Here is a 14,313-nt window from a genome sequence, read left to right as displayed (position 1 = left end):
ACCATGTCCATGAACCCCGTCATCGCGGAAGTCACCGCCCGGATCATCGCACGCAGCCGGAGCAGCCGCGCCACCTATCTGGCCAATCTCGACGCTGCGGCCGCCGCCCAGCCGGGTCGCGCCAAGCTATCCTGCGCCAACTGGGCCCATGCCTTCGCGGCCTCGCCGGGCGTCGACAAGGTCCGCGCCCTCGACCCGAACGCCCCCAACCTCGGCATCGTCTCGGCCTATAATGACATGCTGTCGGCCCACCAACCGCTGGAGGAATATCCGGCCCTGATCAAGGAGGCCGCGCGCGAGGTCGGGGCCACCGCCCAGTTCGCCGGCGGCGTGCCGGCCATGTGCGACGGGGTCACCCAGGGCCGGCCGGGCATGGAGCTGTCGCTGTTCTCGCGCGACGTGATCGCCATGGCCACCGGCATCGCCCTGACCCACGACGCCTTCGATGGGGCGCTGTACCTCGGCGTTTGCGACAAGATCGTGCCGGGCCTGATGATCGGCGCCCTGACCTTCAGCCACCTGCCAGCGATGTTCGTGCCGGCCGGACCGATGACCTCGGGTCTCCCCAATTCGGAAAAGGCCCGTATCCGCGCCCTCTATGCCGAGGGCAAGGTCGGGCGCGAGGAACTGCTGGCCGCCGAGAGCGCCAGCTACCACGGCCCCGGCACCTGCACCTTCTACGGCACAGCCAACACCAACCAGATGCTGATGGAGCTGATGGGCCTGCACCTGCCGGGCTCGGCCTTCGTGCATCCGCATACGCCGCTGCGCACCGCCCTGGTGAAAGAGGCCGCCAAGCGCGTCGCAGCCATCACCCACAAGGGTAATGACTGGATACCGATCGGCCGGGTGATCGACGAAAAGGCCGTGGTCAATGGCGTGGTCGGCCTGATGGCCACCGGCGGTTCGACCAACCTGGCCCTGCACCTGGTCGCCATGGCCCACGCCGCAGGGATCATCCTGACCCTCGAGGACATGGACGACATCTCCAAGGCCACGCCGCTGCTGGCCAAGGTCTATCCCAACGGCTCGGCCGACGTGAACCAGTTCCACGCTGCGGGCGGCATCCATTTCGTGGTCAAGGAACTGCTGAAGGCGGGCTTGGCCCACGAGGACGTGCTGACCGTCGCTGGCCCGGGCCTCTCGCGCTACACCCAGGAGCCGATCCTGGTCGATGGCGTGCTGACCTGGCGTGAGGGCGCTGACGAGTCGCTGGACCTCAACATCCTGCGTCCGGCCTCCGAGCCATTCAGCCCCGAAGGCGGCCTGCGTTTGCTGCAGGGTAACCTCGGCCGCGGGGTGATCAAGATCTCGGCCGTCAAGCCCGAGCACCAGGTGATTACCGCTCCGGCCGCCGTGTTCCAGGAACAGGAAGACTTCATCGCCGCCTTCAAGCGCGGCGAGCTGGACCGCGACGTGGTGGTGGTGGTGCGATTCCAGGGCCCGTCGGCCAATGGCATGCCCGAACTGCACAACCTGTCGCCGTCGATCTCTGTGCTGCTGGACCGCGGCTTCAAGGTGGCCCTGGTCACCGACGGCCGGATGTCGGGCGCCTCGGGCAAGACCCCGGCGGCCATCCACCTGACGCCGGAAGCGGCCAAGGGCGGACCTCTGGCCTATGTCCAGGACGGCGACGTCATTTCTCTCAACGCCCACACGGGCGACCTTAAAATCCTGGTGGACGAGGCGACCTTGCGCGCCCGCACGCCGGCGAGCGTCCCGGCGTCCAAGCCGGGCTATGGGCGGGAACTCTTCGGCCTGTTGCGATCGGGGGTCGGCGCGTCCGACCACGGCGCCTCCGTGCTGTTTGCTTAGGAAGAGACGGATATGAGCGGCTTGAACTCCATCGGACTGGGCCTTGTTGGCGACATTGGCGGCACCAACGCGCGGTTCGCCCTGGTCGATTTCGACGGCGCTGATCCCCAGCTGATCGAGCCCACCTCGTACAAGGGCGAGGACTACGGCACGGCCGAGGACGCCATCGAGCACTATCTGGCCAAGATGGGCGTCAAGCACGCCGACCAGGCGGTGGTGGCCGTGGCCGGTCCGATCGAGCACGGCACGGTGCGCTTCACCAACAGCGACTGGAAGCTGTCGGAAGACAGCCTGCGCCGCGCCGGCGGCTTCCGCTCGGCCAGGCTGATTAACGACTTCACTGCTCAGGCCCTGGCCGCCCCGCGCCTGGCGCCCAAGGATCTACGCCAGATCGGCTCGCTGCCGACCTCGGGAGAGGGCGATCTGGCCATCCTAGGCCCCGGCACCGGATTCGGCGCGGCGGGCATGGTGCGCCGGCACGGCGTCGAGACGCCCCTCACCACCGAGGGCGGCCACATAGCCTTCGCCCCGACCGACGAGGTCGAGATCGAAGTCCTTCGCGTACTGCTCAAGCGCTTTGGCCGCTGCTCGATCGAGCGCCTGCTGTCGGGTCCCGGCATGGAAGACCTCCACGTCATCCTGGGCGAGATCGACGGCCGCAAGGTCGATGAGTTGACCGCCAAGCAGATCACCGAGGAGGGCGTCGCCGGCCACGACTGCTGCAAGGTGACGATCGATCGCTTCTGCGCCATTCTCGGCTCCTCGGCGGGCGACCTGGCCCTGGCGCTGGGCGCGCGGGGCGGGGTGTTCATCGCCGGCGGCATCGCGCCGCGCATCGTCGATCTGCTGGAAAAGAGCCAGTTCCGCGAACGGTTCGAGGCCAAAGGCCGGCTCAGCCACTTCACCCGCGACATCCCCACCCACGTGATCATGAACCCGCACACCGCTCTGATCGGCGCAGCCGTGGCCATGACTCCGGATGGCCGGGCGGCGATCTCCTAAAGGGGGTCCAACCTAGAACAACGCACGGCGGCTCGCTTTCCACGCGAAAGGGGGCTCGCCTTGACAAGGCTGTCATGGCTTATTGCGTGGCTTGTCGCTTTCCCGACGCTTCGCGAGGCCCAGTCTTGAGTTCCAAGGTTACGATCCACGAGGTCGCCCGTCTGTCGGGCGTTTCGATCAAGACCGTGTCGCGGGTGCTGAACCGCGAGCCGAACGTCAAGACCGACACCCGCACGCGGGTGCAGGAGGCTGTGGCCGCCTTGAATTATCGGCCCAATATCTCGGCACGGAGCCTGGCAGGGTCCAAGGCCTATCTGATCGGCGTGTTCTTCGACAACCCCAGCCCCGCCTATGTCACCGACGTGCAACTGGGCGCGATCGCCCGCTGCCGGGAGGAGGGCTACCACCTGATCGTCGAGCCCCTGGACTCCCAGGGCGACGTCGCCGCCCAGGTGGAGCCCATGCTGCACACCCTGCGCATGGACGGCGTGATCCTCACCCCGCCCGTCTGCGATAACACCGCCGTGCTCGATGTGCTGGAAGCCGAGGGTGTGCCCTATGTGCGGCTGTCGCCCGACCAGGACCTGGGTCGCTCGGCCCATGTGCGCATGGACGACGTGCGCGCGGCCTATGAGATGACCAGCCATCTGATCGCTCTCGGCCACACCGACATTGGCTTTATCAAGGGCCACCCCGACCACGGCGCCTCGCATCTGCGCTACGAGGGCTACCTCCAGGCGATGAAGGAGCACGGCCACGCCGTGCGCGGGGACCATGTGGAGCAGGGCTATTTCTCGTTCCGCTCCGGTTTCGAGGCGGCCGAACGACTGCTCGCCGGCGATGACCGCCCCACCGCCATCTTCGCCTCCAATGACGACATGGCCCTGGGCGTCATGGCGGTGGCCAATCGCCTACGTCTGGAGGTGCCTCAAACCCTGTCCGTAGCCGGCTTCGACGACACGCCTGGCGCCAAGGTGGTCTGGCCGCAACTCACCACCGTGCGCCAGCCGATCCAGGCTATGGCCGCGGCCGCCGCCGACCTGCTGCTGGGGGGATCCAAGCGCGGCGAAGGCGAGGCTCCGCCCTCGCGTTTGCTCGACTTCCAGCTGGTGGTCCGCGAGTCGACCGGTCCCGTCCGCTAAGCGCTCCAAATCGCCCATCCGGTAATATGGATGGAATCCCCGAGACGTTGACGCTAAGTCAGCAATGGCGAATCCGGAACGGGATCGTTAGACAACGTTGTCAGGTGCGAAATTCGAGAATGATGTTCGCCCGACGCAAAAACTTCCCGCAATGCGTCATTTGTTGCCGCGTTGCAGCATTGTTCAGCCTCACCGGAGCAGGTTCATGATCCGCGCGCGCCGCTCCCGCATTGTCGCCACCATCGGTCCGGCCAGTAGTTCGCACGAGATGATTGTGAGACTGGCCAAGGCCGGCGCCGACGTTTTCCGCCTGAACTTCAGCCACGGCAGCCACGAAAACCACGCTGCGGCCTACAACGCCATCCGCGCGGCCGAAGCGTTGGTCGGGCGGCCGCTGGGCATATTGGCGGACCTGCAGGGTCCCAAGCTCCGTGTCGGTAAGTTCGCCAAGGGCCCGGTCTCGCTGAAGGCGGGCCAGGCGTTTCGCTTCGACAGCGACGCGGCGCCCGGTGACGAAACTCGCGTCTGCCTGCCGCATCCAGAGATCCTGGTGGCCATGCGTCCCGGCGCGACCCTGCTGCTGGATGACGGCAAGTTGCGGATGACCGTCACCGACGCTGGCCCCGGCTACGCCAACACCAAGGTGGTCAACGGCGGCAAGCTGTCGGAGCGCAAGGGCGTCGCCGTGCCGGACGTCGTGATCCCGATGTCGCCGCTGACGCCGAAGGACCGCGAGGACCTGGCTTTCGCCCTCCGTCTTGGCGTCGACTGGATCGCTCTGTCATTCGTCCAGGCCCCCGAGGACATGGCCGAGTTGCGCCGCATCGTCGAAGGCCGCGCCGCCGTGCTGGCCAAGATCGAGAAGCCCCAGGCCCTGGAATGCCTCGGCGCGATCATGGACCTCTGCGACGGCGTGATGGTCGCGCGTGGCGACCTCGGCGTGGAGATGGCCCCCGAAGAAGTGCCGGTGGCCCAGAAGATCATCCTGCGCGCGGCGCGTGAACGGGGCATCCCGGTGATCGTTGCGACCCAGATGCTGGAATCCATGACCAGCTCGCCCACCCCGACTCGAGCCGAGGCCTCCGACGTCGCCAACGCCGTCTATGAGGGCGCGGACGCGGTGATGCTGTCGGCCGAAAGCGCGGCCGGCGACTATCCAGAAGAGTCCGTGGCGATGATGAGCCGCATCATCGAGCGGGTGGAGCGCGACCCGCGCTGGCCTGAACTGATGCAGGCCGAGCAACCGCATGACGACGAGGACGCCGACGTGCTGGTGGTCGCCGCCGCCCAAGCCGCCAAGTCCGGCTCGACCAAGTGCCTGGTGGCTTTCACCACCACCGGAGCCACGGCCCGCCGCCTGGCGCGCGAGCGGCCGTTGCAGCCGGTCCTCGCCCTGTCGCCGCAGATCGACGCCGTGCGTCGCATGTGCCTGGTCTGGGGCGTTGAAGCCCGCGTCTCCGCCCAGCCCGATAGCCTCGAGGTGGTCACCACCGACGCCATCGCCAAGGCCGTGGATCTGGGTCTTGTCGGTCCGGGCGAACGCCTGCTGATCGTGGCTGGCACCCCTTTCGGCGCGCCTGGGGCCGCTAATCTGTTGCGTCTGGCCCATGCGCCGTTCCCGGCGCGCAAGCGGTAGAGGTCAGGTGAAAGACACCGGCAGCAGTCGCTGGTATCCCCGCCGCACCGCACCGCCCCCTAGCGCTCGCAGGTCAGGGCGACCAGGCCCGGCCGATCGAGGATATCGACCTGCTTGGCCCTGTCGCCTCACGTGTCAACGCATGGACTTTGCTGCTTCCTCGATGACCTGGAGGTAGTCTTCGAGGCTAGAGCATTTTTCGAGCGAAGTGGTTCCGGTTCGCGTGAAGAAAAATGTGTCAAAACAAAAGATTAGAGCTCACGGCCTGACGCAGTCAGGTCGGGAAATGCTCTAGCCTGGGCGAGCGGGCTGCGGCTAGAACCCTGAAAGCCGTGCGTAACGATCCCGATGGAACGACGGGCCGCCGAAAAGGGCCTCGGCCACCCGCGCGCGCTTCATGTAGAGGCCGGCGTCATGGGCGTCGGTCATGCCGATGCCGCCATGCATCTGGATCATCTCATTGGACGCCAGGTGCAACACTTCGCTGGCCTTGGCCTTGGCGAGCGACGACAGCAGGCGGGTGTCACCCCCCCCTGTCAACGAATGGGCGTCGGCGGCTTCCAGGGCGGCCTCGACGCAGGAGCGCGTGGTCTCCAGATCGGTGAACAGCTTTGCGGCGCGGTGCTGCAGCGCCTGGAAGGCGCCGATGACCTGGCCGAACTGGGTGCGGGTCTTGATGTAGTCGAGGGTGATCTCGAAGGCTGCGGTGGCCGTGCCCAGCATCTCGGCGGCCAGGCCCGCATAGGCGCGGTCGAGGACCGGTTCGAGGATCGCCCAGCCGGCGCCGACCTCGCCCAGCACAGCGTCCGCACCGACCTGAACCCCGTCGAAGGTGATCCGCGCCGCGCCGCGGCTATCGACCAGGGCCAGATGCGTTCGTGTAACGCCCGCTGCATCGGCCGGGACAAGGAAAAGGGTGATCCCGTCGCTGTCGCCCGCCGCGCCGCCCGTGCGGGCGACGACGATCAGCAGGTCGGCCGCGTCGCCGTCCAGCACGAAGGTCTTGATCCCGTTGAGGACGAAGCCGCCGCCGGAGGCCGTGCCTGACAGGCCGAGGTTCAGCGGCGCGTGGTGAGCGCCCTCGTCGATGGCCAGGGTCGCGATGACTTCGCCTGTAGCGATCTTCGGAAGCCAGGCGGCCTTCTGGGCGTCTGAGCCGCCCAGGGTCAGGGCCGAGGCGGCGATCATGGCGGTGGAGAGCAAAGGCGAGGCCACCAGACTTCGGCCGGTTTCCTCCAGGATCAGCCCCAGCCCCAGATAGCCGAAGCCCGAGCCGCCATGCTCTTCGGGCACGATCACCCCGGCCCAACCCATGGCGCCCATCTCGGCCCAGGTCGCCGGGTCGAAGCTGGCCTTGGAGCCGCCGTCGCGCAGCTTGCGCAGGGCGCCGACCGGGGCGCTGTCCTGCGTCCAGCCTTTGGCGGCGTCGCGCAGCATGGTCTGTTCTTCGGTCAGGACGGCCATGTCAGGCGTGCTCCAAGGTTTGATGGCGGACAGCCCATTCGAGGGCGGTCTCGAGACGGTCATTGCCCCAGAAGAGCTCGCCGTCGGCGGTGACGAAGCTGGGCGCGCCGAACAGGCCGCGCTCCTGGGCCTGGCGGACATGGTCCTTCAGGCGGGCCTTGATCGGGTCTGTGTTGGCGGCGGCCAGCACGGCGTCAGGACCCGCGCCGACCGAGGCGATCAGCGGCGCCAGCACCTCGGCCTGCGAGATGTCCTGGTCATCGACGAAATTGGCCTGGTAGACGGCGCGGCTGAAGGCCGGGGTCCAGCCCTCCTCAAGCCCGCAGATCGCCACCCGCGCGGCCAGCAGCCCGTTGCGCGGAAACTGGCTGGGACGGACCAGCGGCAGGCCTTCGATGTCGCAGACCCGCTGCAGGTCGCGCCACATGTAGTCGCCCTTCACGGGGAAGGTGTTGAACGGACTGTCCGTCAGGCCCTGCTGCTCGTGGAAAAGCGGCCCCAACAGGAACGGCCGCCATTCCACGGTCACGCCCGCCTGTTCGGCCAGGCGCTCGACCCGCATGGCAGCGGGATAGCTGTAGGTGGAGCCGAACTCGTACCAAAACTCGATCATGGGTCTTCGCCGTTGCTACTGGTGATCCAGCAAGCCTAGCACCCGCTTGGCGACGACATTCAAATTGACCTCGCTGGTGCCGCCCTCGATCGAGTTGCCCTTGGCGCGCAGCATGGCCCGCAGGGCGTTGAGCTCGTCGCGCTCGAAGCCTTCGCCCTCCCAGCCCAGGCCTTGAAGGCCGAGCGCTTCGACCAGCAGCTCGGTGCGCTCCTGGTTCATCTTGGCGGCCGCGTACTTGATGATCGAGACGGCGGCGCTCGGGCCGGAACCGGTCTTGGACTCCGTCTCGGCGCGGCGCACCGTCAGCATAAAGGCATGGGCGTCCATGCGGTGCTGGGCGATGCGGGCCCGCAGGTCACCGTCGGCCAGGCGGCCCAGGGCGTCGACGCCGATCTCCTTCTTGGCCGCCTCGACCAGATCCAGCCCGCCGCCGCCGCCGAAGCCCGAGGCGCTGATGTTCTGCCGTTCGTACTGCAGCAGCCGCTTGGCGATGTCCCAGCCGCCATTGACCTTGCCGACCAGCTGGTCCTTGGGAACCTTCACATTGTCGAAGAAGGTCTCGCAAAACGGCGAGCTGCCGCTGATCAGCTTGATCGGCCGCGCCTCGACGCCGGGCGAGGTCATGTCGAACAGCACGAACGAGATTCCCTCGTGCTTCTTGCTGGTGTCGGTGCGCACCAAACAAAAGATCCAGTCCGCCTGGTCGGCGTAGCTGGTCCACACCTTCTGGCCGTTGATCAGCCAGTGATCGCCCCCATCCTTGTCGATAATGGCTTCGCATTTTGTCTGCAGGGCCGCGAGGTCCGAGCCCGCGCCCGGCTCGCTATAGCCCTGGCACCAACGGGACTCGCCCCGGACGATCTGCGGCAGGAAGCGCTTCTTTTGTTCTTCGGTGGCGTATTCCAGTAGCACCGGCCCCAGCATCCAGACGCCGAAACTCATCAGGGCCGGACGGGCCTTGAGGCGGCGCAACTCCTGCTCGAGCACCTTGTTCTGGGCCTTGGACAGCCCGCCGCCGCCATATTCCGCCGGCCACATGGGCGCCGTCCAGCCACGTTCGGCCATGCGGTCCAGCCAAAGCTTGGCGTCGGGGTTCTTCCACTGGAACCTGCGGCCGCCCCAAGGCGCATCGTCCTCGCCCATCGGGGCGTGCAGCGACGTCGGATAATTGGTCTCCAGCCAGGCCCGCGTCTCGGCGCGGAAAGCATCCAGTTCGCTGCCGCCAAAATCCGCCATGGCTGTTCTCCCGAATGCTCGCGCGTCGCCGCGACGCTTATCCGCGCCGTCGGAGCGCAGACTACGCCAGGAAACGGCTGGGGCAAGCCAAGATTCAAACGGCCGTTTATCACGTGGCGGGCGACCCTGGTCGGCAAGCCGGGCTATACAGGGGACCGATGACGTGTCCCGCTCGGGATTCGCCTCCCAGGGGTCTAGATGCCGTCCGCGCCTGAACTAAGACCGGCGGCCCTGGCCGTTGCGCCGACCCTGGCGGCCATCCTGGCTGCGAGCGCGGGAATCCTGCTGCTGGCCTCCGGCGCGACGCCCTCGGAGCCGACCCGCTTCGCGATCTGGGTGGCCATCGCGCCTGGCCCGCTGATCGAGGTCAGCCACTTCATCTCGTCGATCCTCGGCCTCGTCCTCATCCTGCTGGCTTTCGGCCTGCGCTCGCGCCTCGACGCGGCCTGGTGGGCGGCGCTGGTCTGCCTGGCCGGGGGCGCGATCCTGGCGCTGTTCAAGGGGCTGAACTGGGAAGAGACGGTCATTCTGACCGCTATCCTGCTGGCGATCCTGCCGTTTCATGAGGCCTTCCCACGCAAGGCGGCGCTGTTTCGGATGGAGATCACGCCCGGCTGGCTGCTGTCGGCCGCCGCCGCCCTGGGCGGGGTGGCGCTATGCGGCTGGTGGACCTTCCGCCACACCGAATATGCCGACCAGTCGGTGATGAAGATGATCGGCGACAAGGACGTGGCCCGCGCCATCCGCTCCTCTGCCGCCGCCGCCATCACCCTGATGGGCATAGGCGTCTGGCGGCTGATCTCCACCCCGGCGACCCCGCCAGTGGTCGACGACACCGATCCCGACTTCGACCGGGTCCGCGCCATCCTGGCCAAGGCCGAGGCCGCCGAGCCGCCATCGAACCTGGCGCTGCTGGGCGACAAGCGTTTTCTGTTCTCGGCCTCAGGGGAGAGCTTCCTGATGTTTGGCGTGCGCGGCCGCTCGTGGATCGCCATGGGACCTCCCGTGGGCCGAGAGGACGAGCGCATGGAGCTCTTCTGGCGGTTCCGCGAACTGGCCGACGCCCACGCCGCCCGCGCCGGCTTCTACGCCCTCGGCCCAGGCGACCTGCCCGACAGCGTCGACCTAGGCCTGGCCATCCAGAAAACCGGCGAGAGCGCCGCCGTGCCGCTGGAGGCCTTCTCCATGGCCGGCCGCCGCCGCGAGGTGCTGCGCCGTAACTGGCGCAAGGCCGGGGAAGGCGGGGCGGCCTTCGAGGTCATACCCGCCGATCAGGTCCGTGCGGTGATGGACGACCTCAAAGCCATTTCCGACGTCTGGCTGGGCCACCACGCCGGGGGCGAGAAAGCCTTTTCGATGGGGGGCTTTGAGCCACGCTATGTCGCCGAGTTCCCCGTCGCCCTGGTGCGGGTCGAAAACCAGATCGTCGCCTTCGCCACCCTTTGGACCACGGCGGGCAAGGTGTCGTTCTCGATGGACCTGATGCGCTATTCCGAGGAAGCGCCCAAGAATGTCATGGACTACCTGTTCGTCGAGTTGCTGGGTTGGGGCAAGGAACAGGGCTACCAGGCGTTCGAGTTCGGCGTCGCGCCCCTGGCCGGCCTGGATGACCGGCCGCTAGCCCCGATCATGTCGCGCGTGGGGCGTCTGCTCTACGAGCGCGGCGAGGAAATCTATAATTTCCAGGGCGTACGGCGGTACAAGGACAAGTACGATCCGGTCTGGCAGCCGCGCTACATTGCCGCGCCTCACAAGTGGGCGATCCCTTTTCTGCTCGCCGATATCGGTTTGCTGTCGTCGGGCGGCGTCTCCGGCCTGACGAAACGGCCGCGACCTAGTAGCGCGGGTCGCCCGTCTTCAGCCCCAGCAGGTTGAGGGCGTGAGCTGTTAGCAACAGCGCCAGCACGGCGCCGGCGACCATCAGCGGCCGCCACGGCATCATGCGCGGACCCTTTAAAACATTGAGCGGAAGCCCTCCGCGCCAGCCGCAAAACACGGTCAGGGCGAGGGCGGCCAGTGCGGCCGCGATTGTCGTGGTCAGGTCCATCGGCCCCTCATGGCCTGCGACAATCGGCCGTGTAAATGGTTAACGTCCGTTAACCACGTTGGGCCGAATCTTAGGTACATAGATTCGGACTTGTGCCTGTTAACCATCCACAGCAAAGAACGATCAACGCTATATGTAGCGTTTTTGGTTGCGTTTACACGCTAGGAATCGGTGTCTAGCGTTGGTCCCCAGAGCGTTTGGGAGATCGATTCGAAATGACGGCCGCAGCGCCATGGAGCGTAAAGGGGATAGACCCCAAGGCACGGGAGGTCGCTAAGGACCTCGCGCGTCGCTCCGGGATGACCCTGGGCGAATGGCTGAATCGCATGATCATCGATGGCGAGGGCGTCGATGGGGTGGCCCTGGACGCCTTGGTCGATCGTCCGATCCCCGCCAACAGTCCCTATTATGAGACGAGCCGCCGCGACGCTCCGGCCCGTATCGAGGCGCCCGAGCATCCGGGCGACGAGGTTGGTCGCGTGGCGATCGCCCTGGATCGCCTAACCAACCGCATCGAAGCCGCCGAGAGCCGGTCGGCCCAGGCCATCTCCGGCATCGATGATTCCGTTCGCGGCGCCCTGCAGCGCCTGGCCCAGGCCGAGCGCGAGCAGGTGGCCGTGGCCGCTCGCTTCGAAGGCGCGGTCGATAACATCAAGACCGACACTGTCCGCAACGCCGAACGCCTGCGCCGCATGGAGGCCGAAGCCGTCGGTCCTCGCTCCGCCGAGGCCCTGCGCGCCCTTGAAGGCGCGCTCGGCAAGGTCGCTGGTCACCTCTACGAAGGCGAGGCCCGCACCCGCGAGACCATCGCTCACCTGGAAAACCGCCTGGACAACCAGGCTGGCGCCGGGGCCAGCGCGGTCGATCCGGCCGCCCTGGTCGATGAGGTGGTGGCTCGTCTGGGCCAGCGCCTGGAAGCCGCCGAAACCCGCACCACCGAGGCCCTCCAGGCCCTTGGCGCCTCCTTCACGGCCCTCGATGGCCGTCTGCAGACCGTCGAGACCAGCGATGTCGGCGCAGGCGTCCAGAAGCGCCTGGACGATCTGTCCAACGGCCTGACCCAGCACATGGAGGCCGCCCGCATGGAGATGGCCGCCAAACTGCGCGAAAGCGCCGACGGCCGCTTCGACCGCATGGAGCGCAAGCTGGGCGAAATGACCGCCCACGTGCAGGCTGCCGAGCAGCGCTCGGCCCAAGCCATCGAACGCATGGGCCGTGAGGTTGTCGGCATGGCCGACGCCCTGAACCGCCGCGTGCAGACGTCGGAAGCCCGCAACACCGCCGCCATCGAGCAGGTCGGCGGTGAGGTCGCCCGCATCGCCACCGCCGTCGAGCAGAAACTGCACCGCGCCGACAGCGTCCAGGCCCAGGCCCTGGAAAAGCTGGGCACGGAAATCGCCCGGATCACCGAAAAGCTGGCCGAGCGCATCAGCAATGCTGAGCGCCGCAACGCCCTGGCCATCGACGATGTCGGCGATCAGGTCACCCGCGTCACCGACCGCCTGAGCCAGCGCCATGAGCGCACGTCGCAGGAACTGGTCGATCGCATCCGCCTGAGCGAGGAGCGCACCGCGCGCATGCTCGAAGAGGCGCGCGAGAAGATCGACACCAAGCTAGCTGAGGCTCAGCGTCGCGCCGAACCGGCCCCGCCCGTGTCGCAACCCGCCCCGTCGCCCTTCGACGGCGAGCGCTACTCGTTCGGTGGTGAGGCCGTTCCCGAAGACGTCTTCCACCAGGCCGACGCATTTATTCCGGCTCTCGCGCCGAGCTTCGCCTCGACACCCGCGCGCACGGCCGCGCCGGAGGCCTTTGACGCCCCGGTGTTCGAAGCGCCGGCCTTCCCGGCCAGTGAGCCGCTGGAACCCAAGTTCGGCGAGGAGGATTTCGCGGCCGCCGATGGCTTCGGTCTCGCCGCGCCGGTCGAACCAGAGCCGGCCTTCGAATCGGCGGCCGAATACGACGCCGATTTCCCCGACCTCGAATTCGCCGCATCAGAACCGCCGGTCGAGCCGTCGCGACCGCTATCGACTCGCGAAGTGATCGAGCAGGCCCGCGCGGCCGCTCGCCAGGCCGCCGCCGCGGGTGACGTCAAGGGCAAGGACAGGCCCAAGAAGGCCAAGACCCCCGGCGTCTCATTGTTTGCAAGCTTCGGCGCCAAGAATTCGGCGAAGAAGGCCAAGTCCAAGTCAATCATGAAGACCGCCCTAATGGTCTCGGCCACGGCCGCTTGCATGGGTGTCGCCGCCGCTGGTGTGATCATGAGCGTGGCCCAGGGCAACGGCGCCCTGCCCGAGCGCGTGGCCGAGGGCAAGACCAAGGCCTCGGCCGGTGAGATCCGGTCTTCCGAAGCCGACACCAGTCCCGACGCTCCCCGCGCTGCCATCGCCCTGACTCCGCAGGCGCCGATGGCTGACGCTTCATCCCAGCTCGACGTCGCCCCGCCGGCGGCCGAGAACGCCCAGGCCCTCTACGAGGACGGCGTCCGTCGCCTTGAATCCAAGGACCGCACGGGTTTGGATATCCTGCGCAAGGCCGCCAATCTTGGTCTGCCGCGCGCCCAATTCTACCTGGCCAAGATGTATGAAGTCGGGGAGGGCGGGGTGAAGAAGGATCTTCCCGAGGCCCGCCGCTGGACCGAACGCGCCGCCACCGCCGGCGAAGCCCGCGCCATGCATAATCTGGCCCTCTATTACTATAAGGGCGAAGGCGGCGAACGGAACTCGACCAAGGCCGCCAGCTGGTTCCGCAAGGCCGCCGACCTGGGTCTCGTCGATAGCCAGTTCAATCTGGCTCAGCTTTATGAAGGCGGTTGGGGCGTTAGTCAGAACCCGTCTGAAGCCTACAAGTGGTACCTGATCGCCGCCAAGGCCGGTGACAACGCCTCGCGCACTCGCGCCATGGCCTTGCGTGGTCAACTGACGGCCGAGGGTCAGCGGATCGCCGAGCGTTCAGCCAGCGGCTACCGCTCCCAGGCCACCGTCGCACCGGTCCAGACCGCCTTGGCCGCGCCCAGCGCCGGCTTGGCGACCGCTCAACGCGCGCTCTCGAAACTGGGCTACTACCAGGGTCCGCAGGACGGCGCGTCATCGCCAGCCTTGCAGATGGCGATCGCCGCCTACCAGCGGGACCAGAATTTGGCGGCCACCGGCGTCCTCGACGGCGACACCCTCGGCCGCCTGTCGGTCTTCTCGCGCTAGGCATTTCGGCCTGGCGAAGGTGAGGCCGCGTCATTTTTCTCCACAAGTCCGTCAGAAGCGGCTAAATATCCTCCGTGGACCTATGAGGCCGGGTCGGCAATAGTCGTCCTTTCCGGGGGGAACGGGAGCTGCGGTCGAAGACCGTCTCCTGAAGGAGTTGT

Annotated in this window: 10 protein-coding genes; 6 read left to right on the top strand and 4 right to left on the bottom strand. The window is 67.2% G+C overall.

Annotated elements, in window-relative coordinates:
* Positions 1-3: 3 nt before the first annotated feature.
* From edd to pyk, 4 genes are all read left to right on the top strand, one after another.
* Positions 4-1,815, top strand: coding sequence for a phosphogluconate dehydratase (gene edd, locus ACP696_RS12970; protein ID WP_426013629.1), 1,812 nt, complete (start codon positions 4-6; stop codon positions 1,813-1,815).
* Between the two features lie 12 nt (positions 1,816-1,827).
* Complete coding sequence (gene glk, locus ACP696_RS12965; RefSeq protein WP_426013628.1) at positions 1,828-2,817, top strand: glucokinase; 990 nt, start codon at positions 1,828-1,830, stop codon at positions 2,815-2,817.
* A 125-nt stretch (positions 2,818-2,942) separates the two neighbouring features.
* Entirely contained in the window at positions 2,943-3,959 is a 1,017-nt protein-coding gene (locus tag ACP696_RS12960) for a LacI family DNA-binding transcriptional regulator (protein ID WP_426043872.1), read from the top strand.
* Positions 3,960-4,164: 205 nt separating this feature from the next.
* Positions 4,165-5,595: a pyruvate kinase gene (gene pyk, locus ACP696_RS12955; RefSeq protein ID WP_426043871.1), complete on the top strand. Its 1,431-nt coding sequence runs from the start codon at positions 4,165-4,167 to the stop codon at positions 5,593-5,595.
* A gap of 315 nt (positions 5,596-5,910) precedes the next feature.
* Here pyk and ACP696_RS12950 read toward each other — a convergent pair whose 3' ends face one another.
* From ACP696_RS12950 to ACP696_RS12940, 3 genes are read right to left on the bottom strand one after another with little or no spacing between them, the layout of a single operon-like run.
* Positions 5,911-7,059 (bottom strand): acyl-CoA dehydrogenase family protein, encoded by a 1,149-nt coding sequence (locus ACP696_RS12950; RefSeq protein WP_426043870.1) that lies wholly within the window; start codon positions 7,057-7,059, stop codon positions 5,911-5,913.
* Position 7,060: 1 nt separating this feature from the next.
* Positions 7,061-7,672 carry a 2-hydroxychromene-2-carboxylate isomerase gene (locus ACP696_RS12945; protein ID WP_426043869.1) on the bottom strand — a complete coding sequence of 204 codons (612 nt, stop codon included), beginning with the start codon at positions 7,670-7,672 and terminating at the stop codon, positions 7,061-7,063.
* A gap of 15 nt (positions 7,673-7,687) precedes the next feature.
* Positions 7,688-8,908 carry an acyl-CoA dehydrogenase family protein gene (locus ACP696_RS12940; RefSeq protein ID WP_426043868.1) on the bottom strand — a complete coding sequence of 407 codons (1,221 nt, stop codon included), beginning with the start codon at positions 8,906-8,908 and terminating at the stop codon, positions 7,688-7,690.
* Positions 8,909-9,106: 198 nt separating this feature from the next.
* On the opposite strand from ACP696_RS12940, the gene ACP696_RS12935 reads away from it, so the two are divergent.
* Entirely contained in the window at positions 9,107-10,783 is a 1,677-nt protein-coding gene (locus ACP696_RS12935) for a phosphatidylglycerol lysyltransferase domain-containing protein (protein WP_426013616.1), read from the top strand.
* On the opposite strand, the gene ACP696_RS12930 is transcribed toward ACP696_RS12935, so the two are convergent.
* On the bottom strand, positions 10,743-10,955 hold the full coding sequence (locus ACP696_RS12930) for a hypothetical protein (RefSeq protein WP_426013615.1): 213 nt from the start codon (positions 10,953-10,955) through the stop codon (positions 10,743-10,745). The genes ACP696_RS12935 and ACP696_RS12930 overlap by 41 nt on opposite strands.
* A 299-nt stretch (positions 10,956-11,254) precedes the next feature.
* On the opposite strand from ACP696_RS12930, the gene ACP696_RS12925 reads away from it, so the two are divergent.
* The gene (locus ACP696_RS12925; RefSeq protein ID WP_426013613.1) at positions 11,255-14,152 is read left to right on the top strand and encodes a peptidoglycan-binding protein; all 2,898 of its coding nucleotides are present in this window, start codon (positions 11,255-11,257) and stop codon (positions 14,150-14,152) included.
* Positions 14,153-14,313 lie beyond the last annotated feature (161 nt).

Origin of the sequence: Caulobacter sp. DWR3-1-2, assembly GCF_049896225.1 — a bacterium.
Classification (GTDB): domain Bacteria; phylum Pseudomonadota; class Alphaproteobacteria; order Caulobacterales; family Caulobacteraceae; genus Caulobacter.
Note: the sequence above shows the minus strand (reverse complement) of the source record. Positions and strands in the feature narration are given on the sequence as shown.

What these genes read in the sequence shown, in the direction of transcription:
- ACP696_RS12930 (WP_426013615.1), bottom strand. Translation starts at nt 10,955, where the DNA reads ATGGACCTGACCACGACAATCGCGGCCGCACTGGCCGCCCTCGCCCTG.
- pyk (WP_426043871.1), top strand. Translation starts at nt 4,165, where the DNA reads ATGATCCGCGCGCGCCGCTCCCGCATTGTCGCCACCATCGGTCCGGCC.
- glk (WP_426013628.1), top strand. Translation starts at nt 1,828, where the DNA reads ATGAGCGGCTTGAACTCCATCGGACTGGGCCTTGTTGGCGACATTGGC.
- ACP696_RS12950 (WP_426043870.1), bottom strand. Translation starts at nt 7,059, where the DNA reads ATGGCCGTCCTGACCGAAGAACAGACCATGCTGCGCGACGCCGCCAAA.
- edd (WP_426013629.1), top strand. Translation starts at nt 4, where the DNA reads ATGTCCATGAACCCCGTCATCGCGGAAGTCACCGCCCGGATCATCGCA.
- ACP696_RS12940 (WP_426043868.1), bottom strand. Translation starts at nt 8,908, where the DNA reads ATGGCGGATTTTGGCGGCAGCGAACTGGATGCTTTCCGCGCCGAGACG.
- ACP696_RS12935 (WP_426013616.1), top strand. Translation starts at nt 9,107, where the DNA reads ATGCCGTCCGCGCCTGAACTAAGACCGGCGGCCCTGGCCGTTGCGCCG.
- ACP696_RS12945 (WP_426043869.1), bottom strand. Translation starts at nt 7,672, where the DNA reads ATGATCGAGTTTTGGTACGAGTTCGGCTCCACCTACAGCTATCCCGCT.
- ACP696_RS12925 (WP_426013613.1), top strand. Translation starts at nt 11,255, where the DNA reads ATGACCCTGGGCGAATGGCTGAATCGCATGATCATCGATGGCGAGGGC.